Annotated in this window: 16 protein-coding genes and 1 pseudogene; 9 read left to right on the top strand and 8 right to left on the bottom strand. The window is 71.1% G+C overall.

The window, feature by feature from the left end; genetic code table 11:
- The 4 genes from VIM26_RS25660 to VIM26_RS25645 all read left to right on the top strand — a co-directional run.
- The coding region (locus VIM26_RS25660; RefSeq protein ID WP_331956166.1) for an EAL domain-containing protein at positions 1 to 672 on the top strand (672 nt) is incomplete at its 5' end.
- A gap of 101 nt (positions 673 to 773) precedes the next feature.
- Positions 774 to 1,574 (top strand): hypothetical protein, encoded by an 801-nt coding sequence (locus VIM26_RS25655; RefSeq protein ID WP_331956165.1) that lies wholly within the window; start codon positions 774 to 776, stop codon positions 1,572 to 1,574.
- 59 nt (positions 1,575 to 1,633) lie between these two features.
- Positions 1,634 to 2,263, top strand: a complete 630-nt coding sequence (locus tag VIM26_RS25650; protein WP_331956164.1) for a DUF2231 domain-containing protein — start codon at positions 1,634 to 1,636, stop codon at positions 2,261 to 2,263.
- 185 nt (positions 2,264 to 2,448) lie between these two features.
- Positions 2,449 to 2,775, top strand: coding sequence for a hypothetical protein (locus tag VIM26_RS25645; RefSeq protein ID WP_331956163.1), 327 nt, complete (start codon positions 2,449 to 2,451; stop codon positions 2,773 to 2,775).
- A 62-nt stretch (positions 2,776 to 2,837) separates the two neighbouring features.
- Here VIM26_RS25645 and VIM26_RS25640 read toward each other — a convergent pair whose 3' ends face one another.
- The 5 genes from VIM26_RS25640 to VIM26_RS25620 form a co-directional block, all read right to left on the bottom strand.
- Entirely contained in the window at positions 2,838 to 3,347 is a 510-nt protein-coding gene (locus tag VIM26_RS25640) for a GNAT family N-acetyltransferase (RefSeq protein WP_331956162.1), read from the bottom strand.
- Positions 3,347 to 3,655: a DUF1778 domain-containing protein gene (locus VIM26_RS25635; protein WP_331956161.1), complete on the bottom strand. Its 309-nt coding sequence runs from the start codon at positions 3,653 to 3,655 to the stop codon at positions 3,347 to 3,349. Before VIM26_RS25635 ends, VIM26_RS25640 begins: the two co-directional genes overlap by 1 nt.
- Before the next feature lie 49 nt (positions 3,656 to 3,704).
- Entirely contained in the window at positions 3,705 to 5,066 is a 1,362-nt protein-coding gene (locus tag VIM26_RS25630) for a beta-galactosidase (protein WP_331956160.1), read from the bottom strand.
- A gap of 73 nt (positions 5,067 to 5,139) precedes the next feature.
- Positions 5,140 to 6,732: a glycoside hydrolase family 43 protein gene (locus VIM26_RS25625; RefSeq protein ID WP_331956159.1), complete on the bottom strand. Its 1,593-nt coding sequence runs from the start codon at positions 6,730 to 6,732 to the stop codon at positions 5,140 to 5,142.
- A gap of 305 nt (positions 6,733 to 7,037) precedes the next feature.
- On the bottom strand, positions 7,038 to 8,048 hold the full coding sequence (locus VIM26_RS25620; RefSeq protein WP_331956158.1) for a LacI family DNA-binding transcriptional regulator: 1,011 nt from the start codon (positions 8,046 to 8,048) through the stop codon (positions 7,038 to 7,040).
- A 211-nt stretch (positions 8,049 to 8,259) separates the two neighbouring features.
- On the opposite strand from VIM26_RS25620, the gene VIM26_RS25615 reads away from it, so the two are divergent.
- The gene (locus VIM26_RS25615) at positions 8,260 to 8,610 is read left to right on the top strand and encodes an SPW repeat protein (protein WP_331956167.1); all 351 of its coding nucleotides are present in this window, start codon (positions 8,260 to 8,262) and stop codon (positions 8,608 to 8,610) included.
- Between the two features lie 105 nt (positions 8,611 to 8,715).
- Here the strand turns inward: VIM26_RS25615 and VIM26_RS25610 are convergent, their stop codons facing one another.
- Both VIM26_RS25610 and VIM26_RS27250 read right to left on the bottom strand, forming a co-directional pair.
- A complete protein-coding gene (locus VIM26_RS25610; RefSeq protein ID WP_331956157.1) occupies positions 8,716 to 9,420 on the bottom strand; it encodes a response regulator transcription factor in 705 nt (234 codons plus the stop codon).
- A gap of 106 nt (positions 9,421 to 9,526) precedes the next feature.
- Positions 9,527 to 9,970, bottom strand: a pseudogene (locus VIM26_RS27250) (sensor histidine kinase); the annotation flags it as partial.
- A gap of 211 nt (positions 9,971 to 10,181) precedes the next feature.
- Here VIM26_RS27250 and VIM26_RS25605 point away from each other — a divergent pair.
- Positions 10,182 to 10,349: a hypothetical protein gene (locus tag VIM26_RS25605; protein ID WP_331956156.1), complete on the top strand. Its 168-nt coding sequence runs from the start codon at positions 10,182 to 10,184 to the stop codon at positions 10,347 to 10,349.
- A 317-nt stretch (positions 10,350 to 10,666) separates the two neighbouring features.
- Here the strand turns inward: VIM26_RS25605 and VIM26_RS25600 are convergent, their stop codons facing one another.
- Positions 10,667 to 11,284, bottom strand: coding sequence for a DUF1453 domain-containing protein (locus tag VIM26_RS25600; protein ID WP_331956155.1), 618 nt, complete (start codon positions 11,282 to 11,284; stop codon positions 10,667 to 10,669).
- Positions 11,285 to 11,551: 267 nt separating this feature from the next.
- Between VIM26_RS25600 and VIM26_RS25595 the strand changes: the two genes are divergently transcribed.
- The 3 genes from VIM26_RS25595 to VIM26_RS25585 all read left to right on the top strand — a co-directional run.
- A complete protein-coding gene (locus VIM26_RS25595; protein WP_331956154.1) occupies positions 11,552 to 13,069 on the top strand; it encodes a DUF3375 family protein in 1,518 nt (505 codons plus the stop codon).
- A complete protein-coding gene (locus VIM26_RS25590; protein ID WP_331956153.1) occupies positions 13,066 to 13,767 on the top strand; it encodes a DUF4194 domain-containing protein in 702 nt (233 codons plus the stop codon). Before VIM26_RS25595 ends, VIM26_RS25590 begins: the two co-directional genes overlap by 4 nt.
- The coding region (locus tag VIM26_RS25585) for an ATP-binding protein (protein ID WP_331956152.1) at positions 13,767 to 16,167 on the top strand (2,401 nt) is incomplete at its 3' end. The genes VIM26_RS25590 and VIM26_RS25585, both read left to right, overlap by 1 nt.

The following is a 16,167-nucleotide window of genomic DNA, read 5'->3' as shown; positions in this document are numbered from 1 at the left end:
GGCTGCGAGCTGCTGCTGCGCATGCGCCAGGGCGACCACCTCGTGGCACCGGAGGAGTTCCTGGGCATCGCCGAACGGCACGGCCTGGCCGCGGCGATCGACACGCACGTGGTGCGGATCGGCACCGACCTCGCGGCCCGGTACCGCCAGCCGCCCGGATTCCGGTGGGAGATCAACATCTCCGCCTCCTCCCTCGGCGATCCCGACCTGCCCGCGGTCATCGAGGCCGAGCTCGCCGCGAAGCACCTCGCCCCGGAGTCCTTCGTCTTCGAGATCACCGAGACCGCCGCGATCACCAACGTCACCCGGGCGCTGGCCTTCGCCGGGCGCGTCTCGGACCTCGGCTGCGGCTTCGCGCTGGACGACTTCGGCGCCGGGTACGGGTCGTTCTACTACCTCAAGCACCTGCCCTGCGACTACCTCAAGATCGACGGCGAGTTCATCCGCGACCTGCGCACCAACCGCGCGAACCAGATCATCGTGCAGGCCCTGGTCTCCGCGGCGCGTGGTCTGCGCAAGCAGACCATCGCCGAGTACGTCACCGACCAGCGGACCTTGAACCTGGTCCGGGACTTCGGCGTCGACCACGCGCAGGGCTACTTCATCGGTCGCCCCACCGATCCGTCGACGCCGTTCCGGACTGGTCTGGCCTCGCGATCGGACCGCAGCTGACTCTCCGGTTGCCGAACCGACCGGGGCGGGGGCAGGGGCGGCACAGGCCGAATCGCGCACGGGGGTGATCGCGCTGCCCGCGGGATTCAGCCCCGAGGGGGGTGGCCAGCGGTTCGGGGAACCAGGTGTACGTCGGCTCGCTGCGCGACGGCGACATCTGGCGCGGCGACGTCCGGGTCGGCGCGGGCAGCGTGCTGGTCGACGCCCCGGCCGGTCGCACCGCCGTCGGGCTCAAGGTCGACCTGTCCGGGCAACGGATCTTCGTGGCCGGCGGCGGGCTGGGCAAGGCCTTCGTCTACGACTCGCGCACCGGTGCCGACCTCGGCGCCCTCACTCTCACCACCGCGACCGACACCTTCATCAACGACGTCACCCTCACCCGCGGCGGCGCCTGGTTCACCGACTCCCGCCAGCCGGCGCTGTACTTCGTGCCTTTCCTGCCGGGCGGTTCGCTCGGCCCCGTCCGGACGCTCGCCCTCACTGGCCCGGCCGCGGACACCTCGGGCGCGTTCAACCTCAACGGCATCGCGGCCTTGCCGGACGGTTCGGTGCTCATCGTGGTGCACTCAGGACGGGAGGAGCTGATCACCATCGACCCCGGCACCGGCGCGTCCGCCACGATCGACCTCGGTGGTGGCAGTGTCCCGAACGGCGACGGCATCCTCCTCGACGGACCACGGCTCTGGGTGGGACAGAACTTCTCCAACCAGGTCTCCGAGGTGCGCCTCTCCCCCGACTACGCCAGCGGCTCGATCGTGTCGGTGCGCACGAGCCCTGAGTTCATGATCCCGACGACGATCGCGCGGGTGGGCAACGATCTGGTGGTCGTCGACTCGCGGCTCGACCTCGGGATCCCCGGACCGCTGGACGCGGCGTACAGCCTGGTCGTACTCACGAGGTAGCCGACCGTCGGCCGGCGACGGATCTCCTGACGAGAAGAGACACAAGAGGAGTCGCTGTCATGGTGAACCACGTCGTTCCTCCCGTCGGGGCCGCTGCGCGGGCACGATCGCCGTGGCTGGGTTCGGCCATGCGGCACGTGGAGGAGCTGCACGCGCTCGATCCGATCGCCACGGCTGCTCAACGTCCGGCCGCCGCCCTGATCGCGTCGGCCGAACGGCGCGACCTGCTTCGCGGTCGTCTCCTCGCCCACCCCGCTCATCCGTTCCTCACCGATGTCCCGCTGGGGGCGTGGATGTCGGCGAGCGTGCTCGACGTCGTCGGCGGGCGCGCGGCGCGGCCGGCGGCTCGCCTGCTCGTCGGGCTCGGTCTGCTCGCCGCGATTCCGGCGGGGGCTACCGGGTTCGCCGAGTGGGCAACGACCGACGGCCGTGCCCGGCGGGTGGGCTTGCTGCACGCAGTCGTGAACCTCCTGGCGCTCAAGGTCTATGCGTCATCTTGGCTCGCGCGCGGACGAGACGCGCACGGCGCCGGGGTCGCACTCACGATGGCGGGCGGCCTGCTGATCACCGTGGGTGGGTACCTCGGCGGACATCTCGCGGTGGCGCTCAAGGTCGGTTCACGCGACCCGGCGTTCGCGGACCCGGCCTTCGAGGGCGCCTCGTTCGAGGACCTGGCGACGGCGATCTAGTCCGCCGTGTTCCAGCCAACAGAACGCTAGTGACGGTCCTGCCGTAGGCGTCGGCGGTGTAGCCCGCTCGGTCGACCTTACGGTGGAACGCATCCCGGCTGCCCCCCCCCAGCATGGCGCCCAGCAGGCTCGCCAGCGCGACGGCGACCGCCGTAAGGATTCCGGAAGTCGTCAGCAGGCCCTCGTTGACCGGGATCCGGGGAAAGACGTTCAGCTGGGCGAAGATGTTGTACTTCTCCCCCGCGACCGCGCCAAGGACGACCACCAGCACCGCGATGGCACCGACGAGCCTGGTCGTCCGAGAGGCCGACGCCACGTTGCTCGCCGCTTCACGTGCGTTGCTCCCGGTGGCCAGCCCGACGGCGGTCCCTGCCGCCGCAACCAGTGCGGTCAGCAGCACCGCCGTGCCGGTGGCCGTCAGCCACCCGAAGAACGCCGCGCCGATCCCCAACGTGGTGAGCGTCGTTGCCGACGTCTCACTGCTCGGCCTCAGAGCTCTGGGTCACGCCTGATGCGGCTCGCCCACGTCATCCGCGTCCCGCTCGCCCTGCTCCATGACGCTCTCGACCGTCAGTCAGCCGCCGACTCGGCGACGGATCTCCTTCATCGATAAAAGAAGGTGCATCGGCTCCACCGGTGACTGAAGGAAGTTTCCGTTTGCGAGGTAGAAATCCTTCGCGACCTCGTCGCGGCAGTGGATGAGAAGCGCCGCGGCCCCGACTCCCTGGCTCAGTTTGAATGACCGTTCGATGGCATGCCGCAGAAGGGCCGCGCCGACCCCCTGGTGCTGAGCGGTCACGTCGACCGCGAGGCGCACCAGCAGGATGCACGGCGTCTCGGCCGGACGGTTCGTCTGAAGCCGTTCCGGCATCCGCTCGGTCGCATAGGCGGACATGGCGATGGCGTAGTACCCGAGTACGACGCCATCGCGCACGGTCACGTAGGTGACCGCATTGTTCGCCCGCTGGTTCTCGAGCGAGAAACGCCGAAACCAGGTATCGAGTTCGTCGGCGCCGCTATCGAACGTGCTGCGATCGTCGCCTTTTTCGAGACGTCGGGGGGCGTGAAGTACCCCGTCGGTCATCACGCCTTCGGGACGAAGGGCGTGTCGAACGGCGACGGTCGGGCCCAGAGCTTCTCGAACTTCTCGGTGGATTCCAGCGGCTCGTCGAGCAGCCTAAAGAATTCGTCATATTGCTCCTGCGACCCGGTGAACCAGCGGCGGTCCGCCAAGATGCGCTCGGCGTGTTCCACCGCCGACGCGAGGATGAAGTCCGTCATGGTTCGGTCCGTCGCCAGCGAGGCCTGACGAAGCACCGCCTCCTGACGTTCGGTCGCGCGGACCTCGATGCGCTGGCTCTTCGTCGCGCGGGTCGTCGTCGGCCTCGTCATCGTTGCCTCCAAGGTGTACGGATAGCGTACGTACACCTCGAGGGACCGGTCAACCAGCGTGCCGCTCGCGCAGCACGCGGACGTCCCAGGGTCCGAGCTCGAACTTCGCGCCGGCGGCGAGCGGCTCGCCGTCGAGCAGGTCCGCCACCTCACCCGGCACCGCGAACGACGTCGGGGTCCAGGACCAGTTGTGCACGAATCGCAGCCGCTCCCCCGCGGCGTTGACGGCGACGGTCACGGTGACGGTCTCCGGGCGGGCGTCGCGCCATTCCTCGGCGGGCAGGGACGTGCGGGCCAGGTACCGGGCGAGGCGCCCGGCCAGCTCGCGGTCCGGGATCGTGCCGACGGTGGTCACCCGTCCCGCACCGACGAGGTGCCAGGCAACCTGGCGCCACTGGCCGTCGTAGGCCGGGAAGTTGTCCGCGGACCCGCCGATCGAGGTCGCGTTCGTCTCGGTGACGAGGAACGGCGCCTGCCGGGTGCCGCGCGCGGTGTCGGCCTGCAGCGCGAGGTAGGCGGGGCCGGCCCACGGCACGAAGAAGGGCGCGAGCCCGCCCTCGAGGCCCTGGGCGCCGGGCAGCTCGAGCCCGTCCTGCGTCGCGTAGTAGACGTTCGCGCCGGCGATGTCGAGCGGTTCGCCGATGACGGTGATGTCCTGGCCCTGTTGGCCCATCGCGATGCAGGTCGTGACGAACTGGTGCGCGGGCACGAGCGAGCGGACCAGCTCGGCCTGCCAGGCGATGAGGTCGTGGCCGAGGGTTGCCTGGTAGCGACGCCACGCCAGGTCGTACGACGGCGTCCTGTTGCCGTCGGGCGTCCACAGCTCGGACCAGTCGTCGATCCGGTGCGACCAGTAGGTCAGGCCCCACCGGCGGTTGAGCTCCTCGACGGTGCCGTAGCGGTCCTTGAGGTACCCCAGGAACCCGGCGAAGACCTGCGGGTTGTAGAAGAGCTTGTGCCCGGGCTCGTTGTCGACCTGCCAGCCGATGATGGCGGGGTGGCCGACGTACCGGTCCACGATCTTGCGCACCACGCGCTCGGCGAGGTAGCGGAACGTCGGGTGCGAGTAGTCGACGTCCTGGCGCATCCCGTACGGGATCGCGACGCCGGTCGCGCTGTGCGCGGTGGTCTCGGGGTACTTCGCGCGCAGCCACGGCGGCACGGCGTAGGTCGGCGTGCCCAGCACGACGGCGATGCCGCGTGCGTGCGCGCCGTCGAGCACGGGCTGGAGCCAGTCGAGCTCGAAGACGCCGTCGCGAGGCTCCCAGGTGGACCACACCGACTCCCCCACCCGGATGACGCCGAAACCGCCCGCGGCCATCAGGTCGAGGTCGGCGTCGAGCCGCTCGTACGGCTGGTACTCGGCGTAATACGCGGCCCCGACCAGCACCCGGTCCGGGAGCTCAGCCATCCCCGGTTTTGGGAAGGATGTGTGCGTCACGCGAGCAGATTCTTCCGAAAGCTGGGTCGGGTCGGGCTGGGGCTCAGACATGGTGACCCTCGTAGGTGAAGCGCTCGAAGGCGACCTCGCCGGCGGCGGCGTACATGCCGGTCACCCGGCCGGTGAAGGAGGCGGCGGTGTCGGAGGTCAGGTAGCGGCCGTCCATCTCGGCGACCTGCACCCGGTCGTCCCCCGAACCGAACCCGAGGCGCACGATGTCGCAGGTCATCCCGGCCAGGCCCATCCCCTCGACGATCGGCGGGGTGGTGGTGATCCAGAGCTCGACCGGGCCGTCGGGGGCGGGCACCTCCCAGGTCTGGTCCACCTGGTCCAGTCGCACCCGGGCCCGCACGACGCCGCCGCCCACCTCGATGTCGTAGTGGTGCGCCTCGTCGTACCGCACGCTCAGGCCGCCGACGCCGGTCGGCCCCGGGTCCACGAGGGCCGCGCACCTGGAGATGACGTGCTGCTGGCGGCGGCCGAGGAAGTGCGGGCCCGGGTCGTCCATCGCGATGGGTGCGCGGGCGGCGACGTCGGCGCCGACGTCGGCGCCGGCGCCGGCGCGTGAGCCGGCTGAGCCGGCGCGTGAGGCGGCGCCGTGCAGCGTGAGCCAGCCCGCGCGCTCGTCGAGCGAGGCCCAGGTCCGATCGCCGTCGCGCACCGAGAGCCACTCGAGGCCGAGATCGTCGTCCGGCGCGAAGGTGGTGCTGAGCTGCGTCGGCGGCAGGTCGGGCGTGAGGGTGAGGGCGTCGACGACCGGCCAACCGTCGACCCAGGTGACGGTCGTGGCGAACGTCTCGCGGCCCATCGGCGCGAACGCCTGGGTCATGCCGCCGGGCCGGGTGCCGAGCAGGATCACGACCCAGCCGCCGTCGGTCCGGACCAGGTCGCCGTGGCCGGCGTTCTGCACCGGGTGGTTGGTGCTGCGGTGCGAGTAGACGGGGTTGCGGCCGCAACCCTCGAACGGCCCCATCGGGCTGTCGCCGCGGGCGATCGAGATGGAGTGCCCGCGTTCGGTGCCGCCCTCGGCGATCATCAGGTACCAGGTGCCGTCGATCTCGTACAGGTGCGGCGCCTCCGGGAACTTCAGGCCCGTGCCGGACCAGAGCGAGCGCGGCGCCTCGAGCGCCTCGCCGGTGTGCGGGTCGATCCGCACCTGCTGGATGCCCAGGTGCTTGCCCAGCTCGGGGCCCTCGAGCAGTAGACCCGAGAAGGTGACGTAGCAGGCGCCCGCGGAGTCCCACGCGATGTCGTGGTCGATGCCGGGCGCACCCACCATGACGATGCCGTCGCTCCACGGCCCCTCCGGCCGCTCGGCGGTGAAGATCAGCGGGCCGCGGCCCATCGCGTCGGTGACGGTGACCCAGAACAATCCGTCGTGGTGGCGGATCGTGGGCGCCCATACGCCGCCGCCGGTGGGCACGTCCGTGAGGGCGAGCTGCTTCGGGCGGGTGACGACGTGGCCGATCGGCTCCCAGTGCTCGGCGTCGGTGCTGTGGAACAGCGGGATGCCGGGAAAGTACTCGAAGCTCGAGCAGGCGAGGTAGTAGTCCGCCCCCACCCGCACGACGCTCGGGTCCGGGTGGAAGCCCGGGACGGCGGGGTTGAGCATCGGCTTGCGCTGGGGGTTCGTCACGGGTTCAGGCCTCTCGGGAGGTGTCGGCACCGGCCGCCAGCAGACGTGTGCGCGTGTCCCTCTCCCCTGAGGTGACACGGAGCCCGCCATCGGGCCCGACGTCTACTGATACGAATCGGTAGTGCGAGGTTAGACGCCCGGGTGGAACAGTTGGCAAGGGTTCGTGACCGAATCGTTATCTTCATGGCCCAAAACACCCGCAACGTCCGAGCGTTGACGTCCTATAGGACGTCAACGCTCGGACGTTGCGGCTCTGCGGGGTTGCGGCGGGCGGCGGGCGGCGGGCGCCGGGCGGAAGGGGCGGGTCAGGTGGAGGCGCGCACCATGAGGGTGATCGGTTCGGGGGCCAGCGCACGAGGGGGGCCGCCGTCGGCGATCGCGGTGACGATCGCCCGAACCATCTTGGTCGCCACGGCCCCGACGTTCTGGTCGATGGTCGTCAGCGGCGGGCTCGCGAGCCGGGAGAGCGGGATGTTGTCCACCCCGATGACGGCCAGGTCCCCCGGCGCCGTCAGGCCCAACCGGTTCATGCCGGCGAGGACCGCGAACGCCGTCTCGTCGTTGTAGGCGCAGACCCCGGTCACTCCCCGGGAGCGCCAGGTCCCCACGGCCGCCTCGGCCGCGCCGACCTCGAGCGGAACCCGCACGACGTGCGGCTCGTCCAGCCCGAGCTCCAGGCAGACCGCCCGCACACCGTCCAGACGCAGGTGGTAGAACCCACCCACCCGCTCGTCGTCGGGCGCGGCATACCCGATGCGCCGGTGACCGTTCGCGGCGAGGTGCTCGACCTGCATCCGTCCCACCGCCGTCTGCGGCACGGTCACGGTCGACCGCCCGGAGGCCTCGGCCATCAGCGTGCTCACCACGTGGATGCCCGCGGCGCGCATCTCGCGCTCGTCCTGCTCGCTGACGGTGCCCACGCCGACGACGGCGACGGGCTCCAGCTCGCGCCACAGGGCCGAGATGGGCGTCGCGGCCCGCACCCGCCGGGAGATCGTGGCCAGCCCGTGCGGCTCGAGCCCGTCGGTGAGCTGCTCGATGAAGTCGGAGAAGACCGGGCCGAGCGGCACATCGGGGAGCACGAGCAGCACCAGGTCGCTCGTGCCGCGGCGCAGCGCCCGCGCGGCGGCCGACGGCGTGTACCGGAGCCGTTCCACGGCGGCCAGCACGCGCTCGCGGGTCGCGGAGGAGATCTTCTGGTGGGGGGTGTCGTTGATGACGTAGCTGACGGTCGACTGCGCGACGCCTGCCTCCCGCGCGACGTCGCGCGCAGTGACCCGCTTGGTGCCGGCGGCCGGCGGTCTGTCGTTGGCCATGGCGCCTCCACCGCAGATTGGACCGCTCGTTGGACTACTGAATCGTAACAGTGAGGGTGTGCGCGACCCTCGATCAGCGCGTTCGCGCGCCCGTCCATCGGTACCGACGCGGTCGCGCCCCGCGCTCTTGACCAGTGGATCTGCTGGTTCAAGACTTGTGATGTCGGCCCGTCACCATGACGGACCACGGAAGGAGAGGTGGTTGGTCAGCATGAGGAAGGCGCACCCGCAGGACTACGTTGCGCTCCTCGCCGGTGTCTACGCGGCGCTGTCCCCGCTCTGGACCGAGACCACGAGCAAGGCGACCGTCACGATGGTCTCCCTCGGCGTCATCACGGCCGTCGTGGCCCTGGTGTCGCTGTTCAGGCCGGACCTGATCGCCCTGGAAGGCCTCATGGCGCTGCTGGGCGTGCTGTTCGTCATCGCACCCTGGGTCATGGGGTTCGCTGACATTCGGGCGATGGCGGTGACCGCGTGGATCGTCGGCGTGGTGTCGTTGGTGATCGGCCTCGGGGACGTCCGGGTGACCCGGACGCACCGAGGAATCGCGACGTCGCACTGACGGTCGACCGACAACCGAGGGGGCGGGACCCAGCGGCTCCCGCCCCCTCGGCCTGCCGAGCCTCGTCCGGCGGTCCGTCCGAGAAGCCGGGACCGAGTCCGGAGCTCATCTCCGCGGCGTGCGGAGGTTCGCGCCGGCCTGCTTTCCACGGGCGGGCGGCGCCCCCGGCCCGGGGACGCCGAGTGCGTAGCGCACGGCATCGGCACGGGAGTGCAGCCCCGCCTTCGCGAACAGGTTGTTGATGTGGGTCTTCACGGTCGCCTCGCTGATCACGAGGTCGGCGGCGATCTCCGGGTTGCGCAGTCCCTCGCCGATCAGGCGGAGGATCTCCTGCTCACGCGCTGTCAGCGTCACCATCGGCCCACCCGCGGGATCAGCGGCTCGACCCGTCCGCGTGGCGAGGGCGAGCAGGCGAAGCTGCACCTCGGGGGCGAGCACGGCCTGGCCGAAACTGGCCGTGCGAACGGCCTGCAGGATGGTCGCGCGGTCGGCCTCTTTCGTCAGATAGCCGCTGGCGCCCGCCTGCAGGGCGGCCAGGATCGACTCGTCGTCGTCGAAGGTGGTCAGCACGACGACCTTGACGTCCGGGTTGGCCTGCCGAATCCGCCCGGTGGCCTCGACACCGTCCATGACGGGCATGTTCAGGTCCATCAGCACGACGTCGGGGCGGTGCTCGGCGACGACGGCCACGGCCTGTGCCCCGTTCGAGGCGGTCCCGACCACGTCCACGTCCGCGTCGAGGTCGAGCATGACCGCCAACGCTTCGCGGATGGTCGCCTGATCGTCCACCACCACCAGGGTGATGCTCATCTCGGCACCTCCAGCTCGACGGTCCAGCCGCCCCCAGGCCGCCGTCGAGGTCGGGGCCGGCGCGGACCGTGCCACCCAGGAGGGCCACGCGTTCGCGCATCCCGACGAGTCCCATTCCGGTGCCGCCGACGGCGCCGGGCTCGCGTGGCGTCCCATCGGGTCCGTTGGTGACGATCAAGGTCAGCGTTTCGGAGCTGAAGGTGAGGGTCATCGCTCGGGGAGCTCCGGGGGCGTGTTTGACGGCGTTGGTGAGCGCCTCCTGCGCCGCGCGGATCACGGTGTGCGCGGTCTCGATCGTCACCTCGCCGCACTCGCCGTGGATCTCGAACGGGACCGCCCCGCCGTCGGCGAGGAGCCGCAGCGTCTCCTGCAACGGGAGGGTGTCCTCGCGCAGGGCATGGACGGCTCGTCTCGTCTCGGAGATGCTCTCGACCGCGAGGGCCCGTGCTCTGCGGATGGCGAGGGACGCCTCGTCGTCGCGGCCACTGCCCTTGAGCGCGTCGGCCATGTCCAGCTGCACGGCGATGGCCGACAGGGAATGGCCGAGCACGTCGTGAATCTCGCGGGCGATCCGGCCCCGCTCCGCCAGAGCCCCCTCCCTGGCCTCGGACTGCGCCGCCCGCTGCGCCTGCGCCACCGCACGCCGCGCGTTGAACAGGGCGTCCAGCCGGTCACGGTAGGAGATGCCCACGTAGACCGGCAAGCCGACGGAGAGCGCGAGCCACCAGGGCCACGCACCCGCCGCGGGGTCGAACCTGCCGATGATCCACACCGACACCACGCAGCTGAGCACGCCGGCCACCGCGACGCCGATCGCCGCGGGCCGCGAAGCGAGCTTGCGACCGGCGGTGGCCGAGGCGACGAAGGCGAACACGGGCGCCACGGTCGCCTGCGCGAGCGGGAGCAGCACCGCGGCGAGGACCGCGTAGGTCGCCACGATGGCGACCTGCAGCCACGGCGGGACCCGCCGCCACGGCAGGAGGGTGCCGATCCCGGTGACCGCGACGACGACGAAAAGGGCCGTCGTCGCCCGGGGATACAGGATCTGGTAGGTCGGAAGCTGGATCGCCGTGACGGCGATCGTCGTGATCGTGACGAACGGACGAATCAGCTCATCGGCGAAGAGCTCCTGCCGCACGACCGGCCCGCCCCCCTGCTCGCGGGGCGGGGCCGGCACGGGGAGCCCGTTCGGTGCGATGGGGACCCCGTTCGGTGCGGTTGACGACACGGGCTGAGCTCCGAGGTTTCAACGACGGCGGTTACGAGAAGAGCTGGCGCCACGGAGCGCGTTACCCCGCGAACTGCTGCTGGAAACGGTCCCCCGACCGGCGACGTTGCCCCGCAGATCGTCCAGGAATGGGGACATCTTATGCGGCGCGCCGTCCTTGCCCTTGGACCAGATGACGCGGCTGTTCGAGCGCAGCGTCCGGGTCAGCACCACGATGCCCTCGACGAGCAGGCTGATGCCGAAGGTCAGGAACAGGCTGTTGCTCGCCGTGGTGGCATCGCCGGGGTCGATCGCCCCGAAGAGGACGTTCGCACCGAACTTGATCGCCAGGTTCGCCACCCACAGGGCAACGGTGACTTTCGTGTACTGGACGAACGCGAGGCCGTGGCGTTCGGTCAGCCGCACGCTCGCCCCGCGCATGGCACCGAGCACGACGCTGATGCCGCACGTCACCACGAGGAACGCCACGGACATCGCGCTGAGCGTGGGGCCCGAGAGGTTGGACAGCCCGACCACGAGCAATATCACCGGCAGGGCCAGCATCCGCTTGCCCTGAGCCGGCTCCCCAATCATCCGCCGAGCGATCACGTAAAAAATAGCGGCCAATATGAGCACAATTTCGACGGGCCCGCTCATAGCAATTCCTCCTGGTTGATCAATCTTTACGACGACTCAAAACCTAGAACCCCGGCGGAACGCTGTCGTGGGGCGTCCGCCGTATCTTTGGGTGGAGAAACCTCTCCACCCGGGGTGCCGCGTGAGCTCGGGCCCGAGCCGGCGCCGAGCCCGGGATCGAGACGCCGACCAGTGCGGCGCCGCAGCGTGCACGACGGTAAAGTCGATCCGACTTCGTCGAGGGCAGCCGCCTGCGGCACCTCGAGCGAACCGATCGGACCCCCACCCTTGGCGCAGCAGCAGACACGGGCGCTCGCGCGCCTGGCGAGGTTTCAGCGCGCCTCCGCCCGGCCGGAGCTGACCCTGCTCAGGGCGCACAACCTCGAGTGGATCCTGAGCATCCTGGCCGAGCACCTCGCCCGCGGCCCGGTCGAGGTCTCGCGGTTCCACGAGATCGTCGACGTCGAGATCACCGACATGCGGTCGGCGACCGCGGGGCTGCTGGACACCGCGCGGTCGGGCCGGGAGTACTGCAACGAGTGGGTGACCAAGCAGTGGGTCAACCGGGCGCTCGTCGACCGCGTGGAGCAGTACTCCCTGACCGCGTCGACGCTGGACGTCATCGCGTTCACCGATCGGCTCGTGGACCGCCGCTCGACGGTTTCCGAGTCCCGACTCAAGCAGATCCTGGACGCCGTCTCCCGCCTCGCCGGAGAGGCGGACCCAGATCCCCGCGCGCGCGTCGCCCGGATCGATGAGCAGATCGCGGCGCTCGAGCGCACGCGCGAGGCGCTGCTCGACGGCGGGGTCGCCGAGCCGCCGCGCTCGGCCCTGCACGAGCAGCTGAACAACATCATGGACCTGTCCCGGCACCTGCCCGCGGACTTCAAACGGGTGTCCGACAGCGTGTACGAGATGCACCGGCGGTTCGTCGGCGACGCCCAGAACGGTCCGGTGAGCCGCGGCGAGGCGCTGCGCGCGTTCTTCGCCGAGCACGACCTGCTCGAGACCAGCGACGAGGGCAAGGCGTTCCGGGGCCTCATGCGGTTGTGGGGCAACCATCGCGAGCAGGCCTCGCTGCGCCGGGACATCGAGGACCTGCTGCGCCAGGACTTCGCGGCCGAGCTGACGGTCGAGCAGCGCCGGGCGCTGCGCGCGCTGCCGCGCGTGCTCGTCGACTGCGCCGAGGACGTCCAGGAGACCTACCGCCGGCTGACCCAGTCACTCGAGCGGTACGTCCAGAGCCAGCACGGCTCGGACCGCGACCTCCGCTCGCGCCTCGGCCGCGCGCAGGCCGCGGCGCACACCCTGTTCGGCAAGCGCTCGCGCCGCAGCACCGTCGACATCCAGATCGGCGCCACCCTGGCCCGGGTGCGGTCGATCTCCCAGCTCCAGCTGATCGACCCCAGGCTGAACGAGAGCCCTGCGCCCCTGAAGCCGGACCGGCTGACCCTCGAGGGTGCGCTGACGCCGGCGCAGATGCGGGAGCTAGGCGGTCCGGCGCTCGAGGAGATCCGCCTCGGTGTCGACGTCGCCGCGGCCGCCGCGCAGTCCGGGCGCCCGACGATGCGCGAGGTGTGGCTCGCGCTGAGCCCCGAGGTCCGCCGCCCGAAGAACGTCGTCGGCCTCCTGCACGTCGCCGTCGAGCAGGGCGCGATCTTCCTCGATCCGGCCACGGAACAGCTCGACGCGCTCCGCACCGACGGTTCGCACGTCGGCTACACCGTTCCGGCGGCCGTCTTCCCCGGCCCCCGCGAGCCCACCACCGCGGAACCCACCACGACGAAACACGAGGCCCGCACGTGAGCCCGACCGACCTCGAGCAGGACGCCGGCCAGCCCGTGCCGACGCCGTCCGGATCGACGAGCACCACCGACGGCACCCGGGAGCTCCTCTTCGAGGGCGACGAAGGACTGCTGCCCGCCGAGGTCCGCAACACCCTCGCGCGGCTGCTGTCGACCCGCTTCATCGACGGCGTCCGCAACCCCGCCTGGTGGAGCAGGGTGCAGCGGCACGAGGACGTGCTGCGGTCGCGGCTGAACGACGTGTACCTCGAGCTCGTCGTCGACCGTCGGCGCGAGGTCGCGTTCACCCAGCAGGTCGAGCTCGACCAGGAGGTGCCCGTCCTGCTCCGCAAGGAGAAGCCGCTGCCGCTGCCGGCCGCGATCCTCCTGCTGCACCTGCGCCAGGAGTACGACCGGGGCGCCGTCGAGGGACGCGACGTCGTGGTGGACCACGCCGACCTGCTGGATCACCTCGAGGTCTGGAAGAACGTCGACGATCAGAACCCGGCGACGTTCCGCAAACGGTGCGAGGCCGCGATCACCCTGGTCCGCGAGAAGGGGATCCTGGTGCTGCTCACGCCGCTGCGCTATCGCATCTCCGGCGTCATCTACGCGCTGCTCACGGCGGAGAAGGTCGATGCGATGACGGCCGCCTTCGAGGAGATGGCGTCCGCCGGCCAGTCCCCCGAGCCCGCCGCAGCACGCGAGGAGAACGCCTGATGACCCAGACCATGGAGGGCTTCGACCCCGCGCTCGCGCAGTTCCGGCTCGCGAAGATCCAGCTGGTCAACTGGGGCCCGTTCCACAGCTATCACTCGATCGACATCCACCACGACGGCACCCTGGTGACCGGTCCGTCCGGCTCCGGAAAGTCGACCCTGCTGGACGCGATCTCGTCCGTCCTGATGGACCGTTCGGTGACGTTCAACGCGGCCGCGCACGACGACGGCGTGGGCAGCAAGGAGCGCACGTTCTTCTCCTACGTCCGCGGCAAGAGCGGCGCCCGGCGGGACGCGAGCCGGGGCAGCAAGGCGATCTACCTGCGCGAGGGCGCCACGTGGAGCGCGGTCGCGCTCACCTGGGAGAACAAGGCGGGGGCGTCCATCACGGGCTGCCGGGCGATGCAGATGTCCCGCGCGGCGACCGGGGACGGCGAGATCACCCACTCGCTGCTCATCACCGAGCAGCCCTTCGACCTGCGTGACCTCGAGGGTGCGGCCGAGGCGCACCTGCGCCAGGACGCGGTGCGCCGCGCGCTGCCGCACGCCGCCACGTTCGGCAACGAGTACGGACGCTACATCGCCCGGCTCTCGACCCTGATCGGCATCCGCGGGCAGGACGGCGACAGCGCCAAGGCCATCCGCCTGCTGCACAAGGCCCAGTCGAGCAAGGGCGTGCACAACATCGACGAGACGTTCAAGCGGTTCGTGCTGGACGACTCGTTGGTGAACGAGCGCAAGGACACCGCCGTCGAGCAGTTCCAGAGCCTGCGCAACGGCTACGACGACATGGCCCGGGCCCGCGACCAGATCGGCGCGCTCACCGAGCTGCCCGGGCTGTGGGAGGGCTACCTCGCGGCCGGCGGGTCCAGCGTGGAGCTTCGCGGGCTGATCGAGACCGACCACCAGGTCACCCCCGTCGAGGCCTATGTCCTGCGGCTGCAGAAGGACCTGCTGGCGGACCGCGCGGAGCTCGAGCACGCGCAGCGCGACCGCCAGCAGGCGCTGCACGGCACCGCGACGAAGGACTACGCGCGTCTTGTGGCGCAGATCAAGCAGCTCGAGCTCCGGCGCGACGAGCAGGGCGGCGCCGCCCTGGACCGGCTCGACGCCCAGCGTGCGGCGCTGTCGACCGAGCGCGACCGGACCGTCGGCCAGGCCCAGAGCTCGGCGACGTGGTGCCACCTGCTCGAGGTGAGCGCGCCCGACGGCCCGCAGGCCCTCGCCGCGCTGCACGCCCAGCGGCCGACCGGCCCGAACGCGGACGAACCGTCGTTGCGGGCCGGGCTGCACGCCGCGATCGCCGCGCACAGCGAGTCCGGCCGCCTGCTGGCAGCCCGGCGCAGCGAGCTCACGTCCTTCGCGTCCCGGCGCTCGAACATCCCCGTCCGCGCGCTCGAGCTGCGGCGCAGAATCCTCGAGGGCACCGACCTGCACGAGGACGACCTGCCGTTCGTCGGCGAGCTCATCGACGTCGCCCGGGGCGAGGACCCCTGGCGCCCGGCCGCCGAGCGGCTGCTCGGCGGGTTCGGGCTCGGCCTGCTGGTGGATCGCGCGTCCTACCCCCGGGTCGCGGAGTTCGTCGATGCCCATGACCTCAGGGGCCGGGTGCGCTACACGCCGGTGGACACCGAGGCGCGCCCCACGACCACGCCCGCGCAGCCGGGCACCATCGCCGCCAAGATCGAGGTCGCCGCGTCGCCGTTCGCCGACTGGATCGAGAACCAGCTGGTCCACCGCTTCTCGCACGAGTGCGTGAGCGACGCCGCCGAGCTGGCCCGCGTCCCCGAGGCCGTCACGCTCCGGGGCCAGATCAAGCACCGCAGCGGGACCCACGAGAAGGACGACCGGGACGAGGCGCGCCGCGACCGCATCATCGGCTTCGACAACGCCACGACGGTGGCCGAGCTCGAGCAGGAGATCTCGGCCCTGGAGCTGCGGGGCGACGAGCTGTCCGGCAACGTCACCCATGCGGATGCGGCCCGCGAGCTCGCCAGCCAACGACACGACGCCTGGGCACGGCTCGCGGCGATCACCTGGGACTCGATCGACGTCGCCGCGGCCGAGCTGAGGTTGACCGACGTCGAGACCGAGCGCGCGCAGGTCGCGTCGGGCGACGGCCTGGCCGACCTCGAGGCGCAGCTAAGCCGGCTGACCGAAGCGCGCGACGAGGCGAACCACGTGGCCCGCACGGCCCTGGGCGCGAGCAGCGAGGCGGAGAAGCGGTGGTCCGCCCGGCTGGCCGAGGAGGACGCGGTGACGACTCGCCTCGACGCGGCGCCGGAGCTGGACGACGACGAGTCGCGCGTCCTGGCCGAGATCGCTGCGTCGTGCAACCCGAGCCCAGACGTGGAGAGCATCAGCGCGCTGCGCAAGGCCATGGCCGCAGCGGTGGAGGCTC

Origin of the sequence: Pengzhenrongella sp., from assembly GCF_036565025.1 — a bacterium.
GTDB lineage: Bacteria > Actinomycetota > Actinomycetes > Actinomycetales > Cellulomonadaceae > Pengzhenrongella.
The sequence above is the reverse complement of the archived record's forward strand: the minus strand, read 5'-3'. Positions and strand labels throughout refer to the sequence as shown.

Coding starts and splice junctions, on each gene's coding strand:
- VIM26_RS25600 (WP_331956155.1), bottom strand. CDS start 11,284: ATGAGCGGGCCCGTCGAAATTGTGCTCATATTGGCCGCTATTTTTTAC.
- VIM26_RS25620 (WP_331956158.1), bottom strand. CDS start 8,048: ATGGCCAACGACAGACCGCCGGCCGCCGGCACCAAGCGGGTCACTGCG.
- VIM26_RS25640 (WP_331956162.1), bottom strand. CDS start 3,347: ATGACCGACGGGGTACTTCACGCCCCCCGACGTCTCGAAAAAGGCGAC.
- VIM26_RS25610 (WP_331956157.1), bottom strand. CDS start 9,420: ATGAGCATCACCCTGGTGGTGGTGGACGATCAGGCGACCATCCGCGAA.
- VIM26_RS25615 (WP_331956167.1), top strand. CDS start 8,260: ATGAGGAAGGCGCACCCGCAGGACTACGTTGCGCTCCTCGCCGGTGTC.
- VIM26_RS25635 (WP_331956161.1), bottom strand. CDS start 3,655: ATGACGAGGCCGACGACGACCCGCGCGACGAAGAGCCAGCGCATCGAG.
- VIM26_RS25630 (WP_331956160.1), bottom strand. CDS start 5,066: ATGGCTGAGCTCCCGGACCGGGTGCTGGTCGGGGCCGCGTATTACGCC.
- VIM26_RS25605 (WP_331956156.1), top strand. CDS start 10,182: ATGATCCACACCGACACCACGCAGCTGAGCACGCCGGCCACCGCGACG.
- VIM26_RS25650 (WP_331956164.1), top strand. CDS start 1,634: ATGGTGAACCACGTCGTTCCTCCCGTCGGGGCCGCTGCGCGGGCACGA.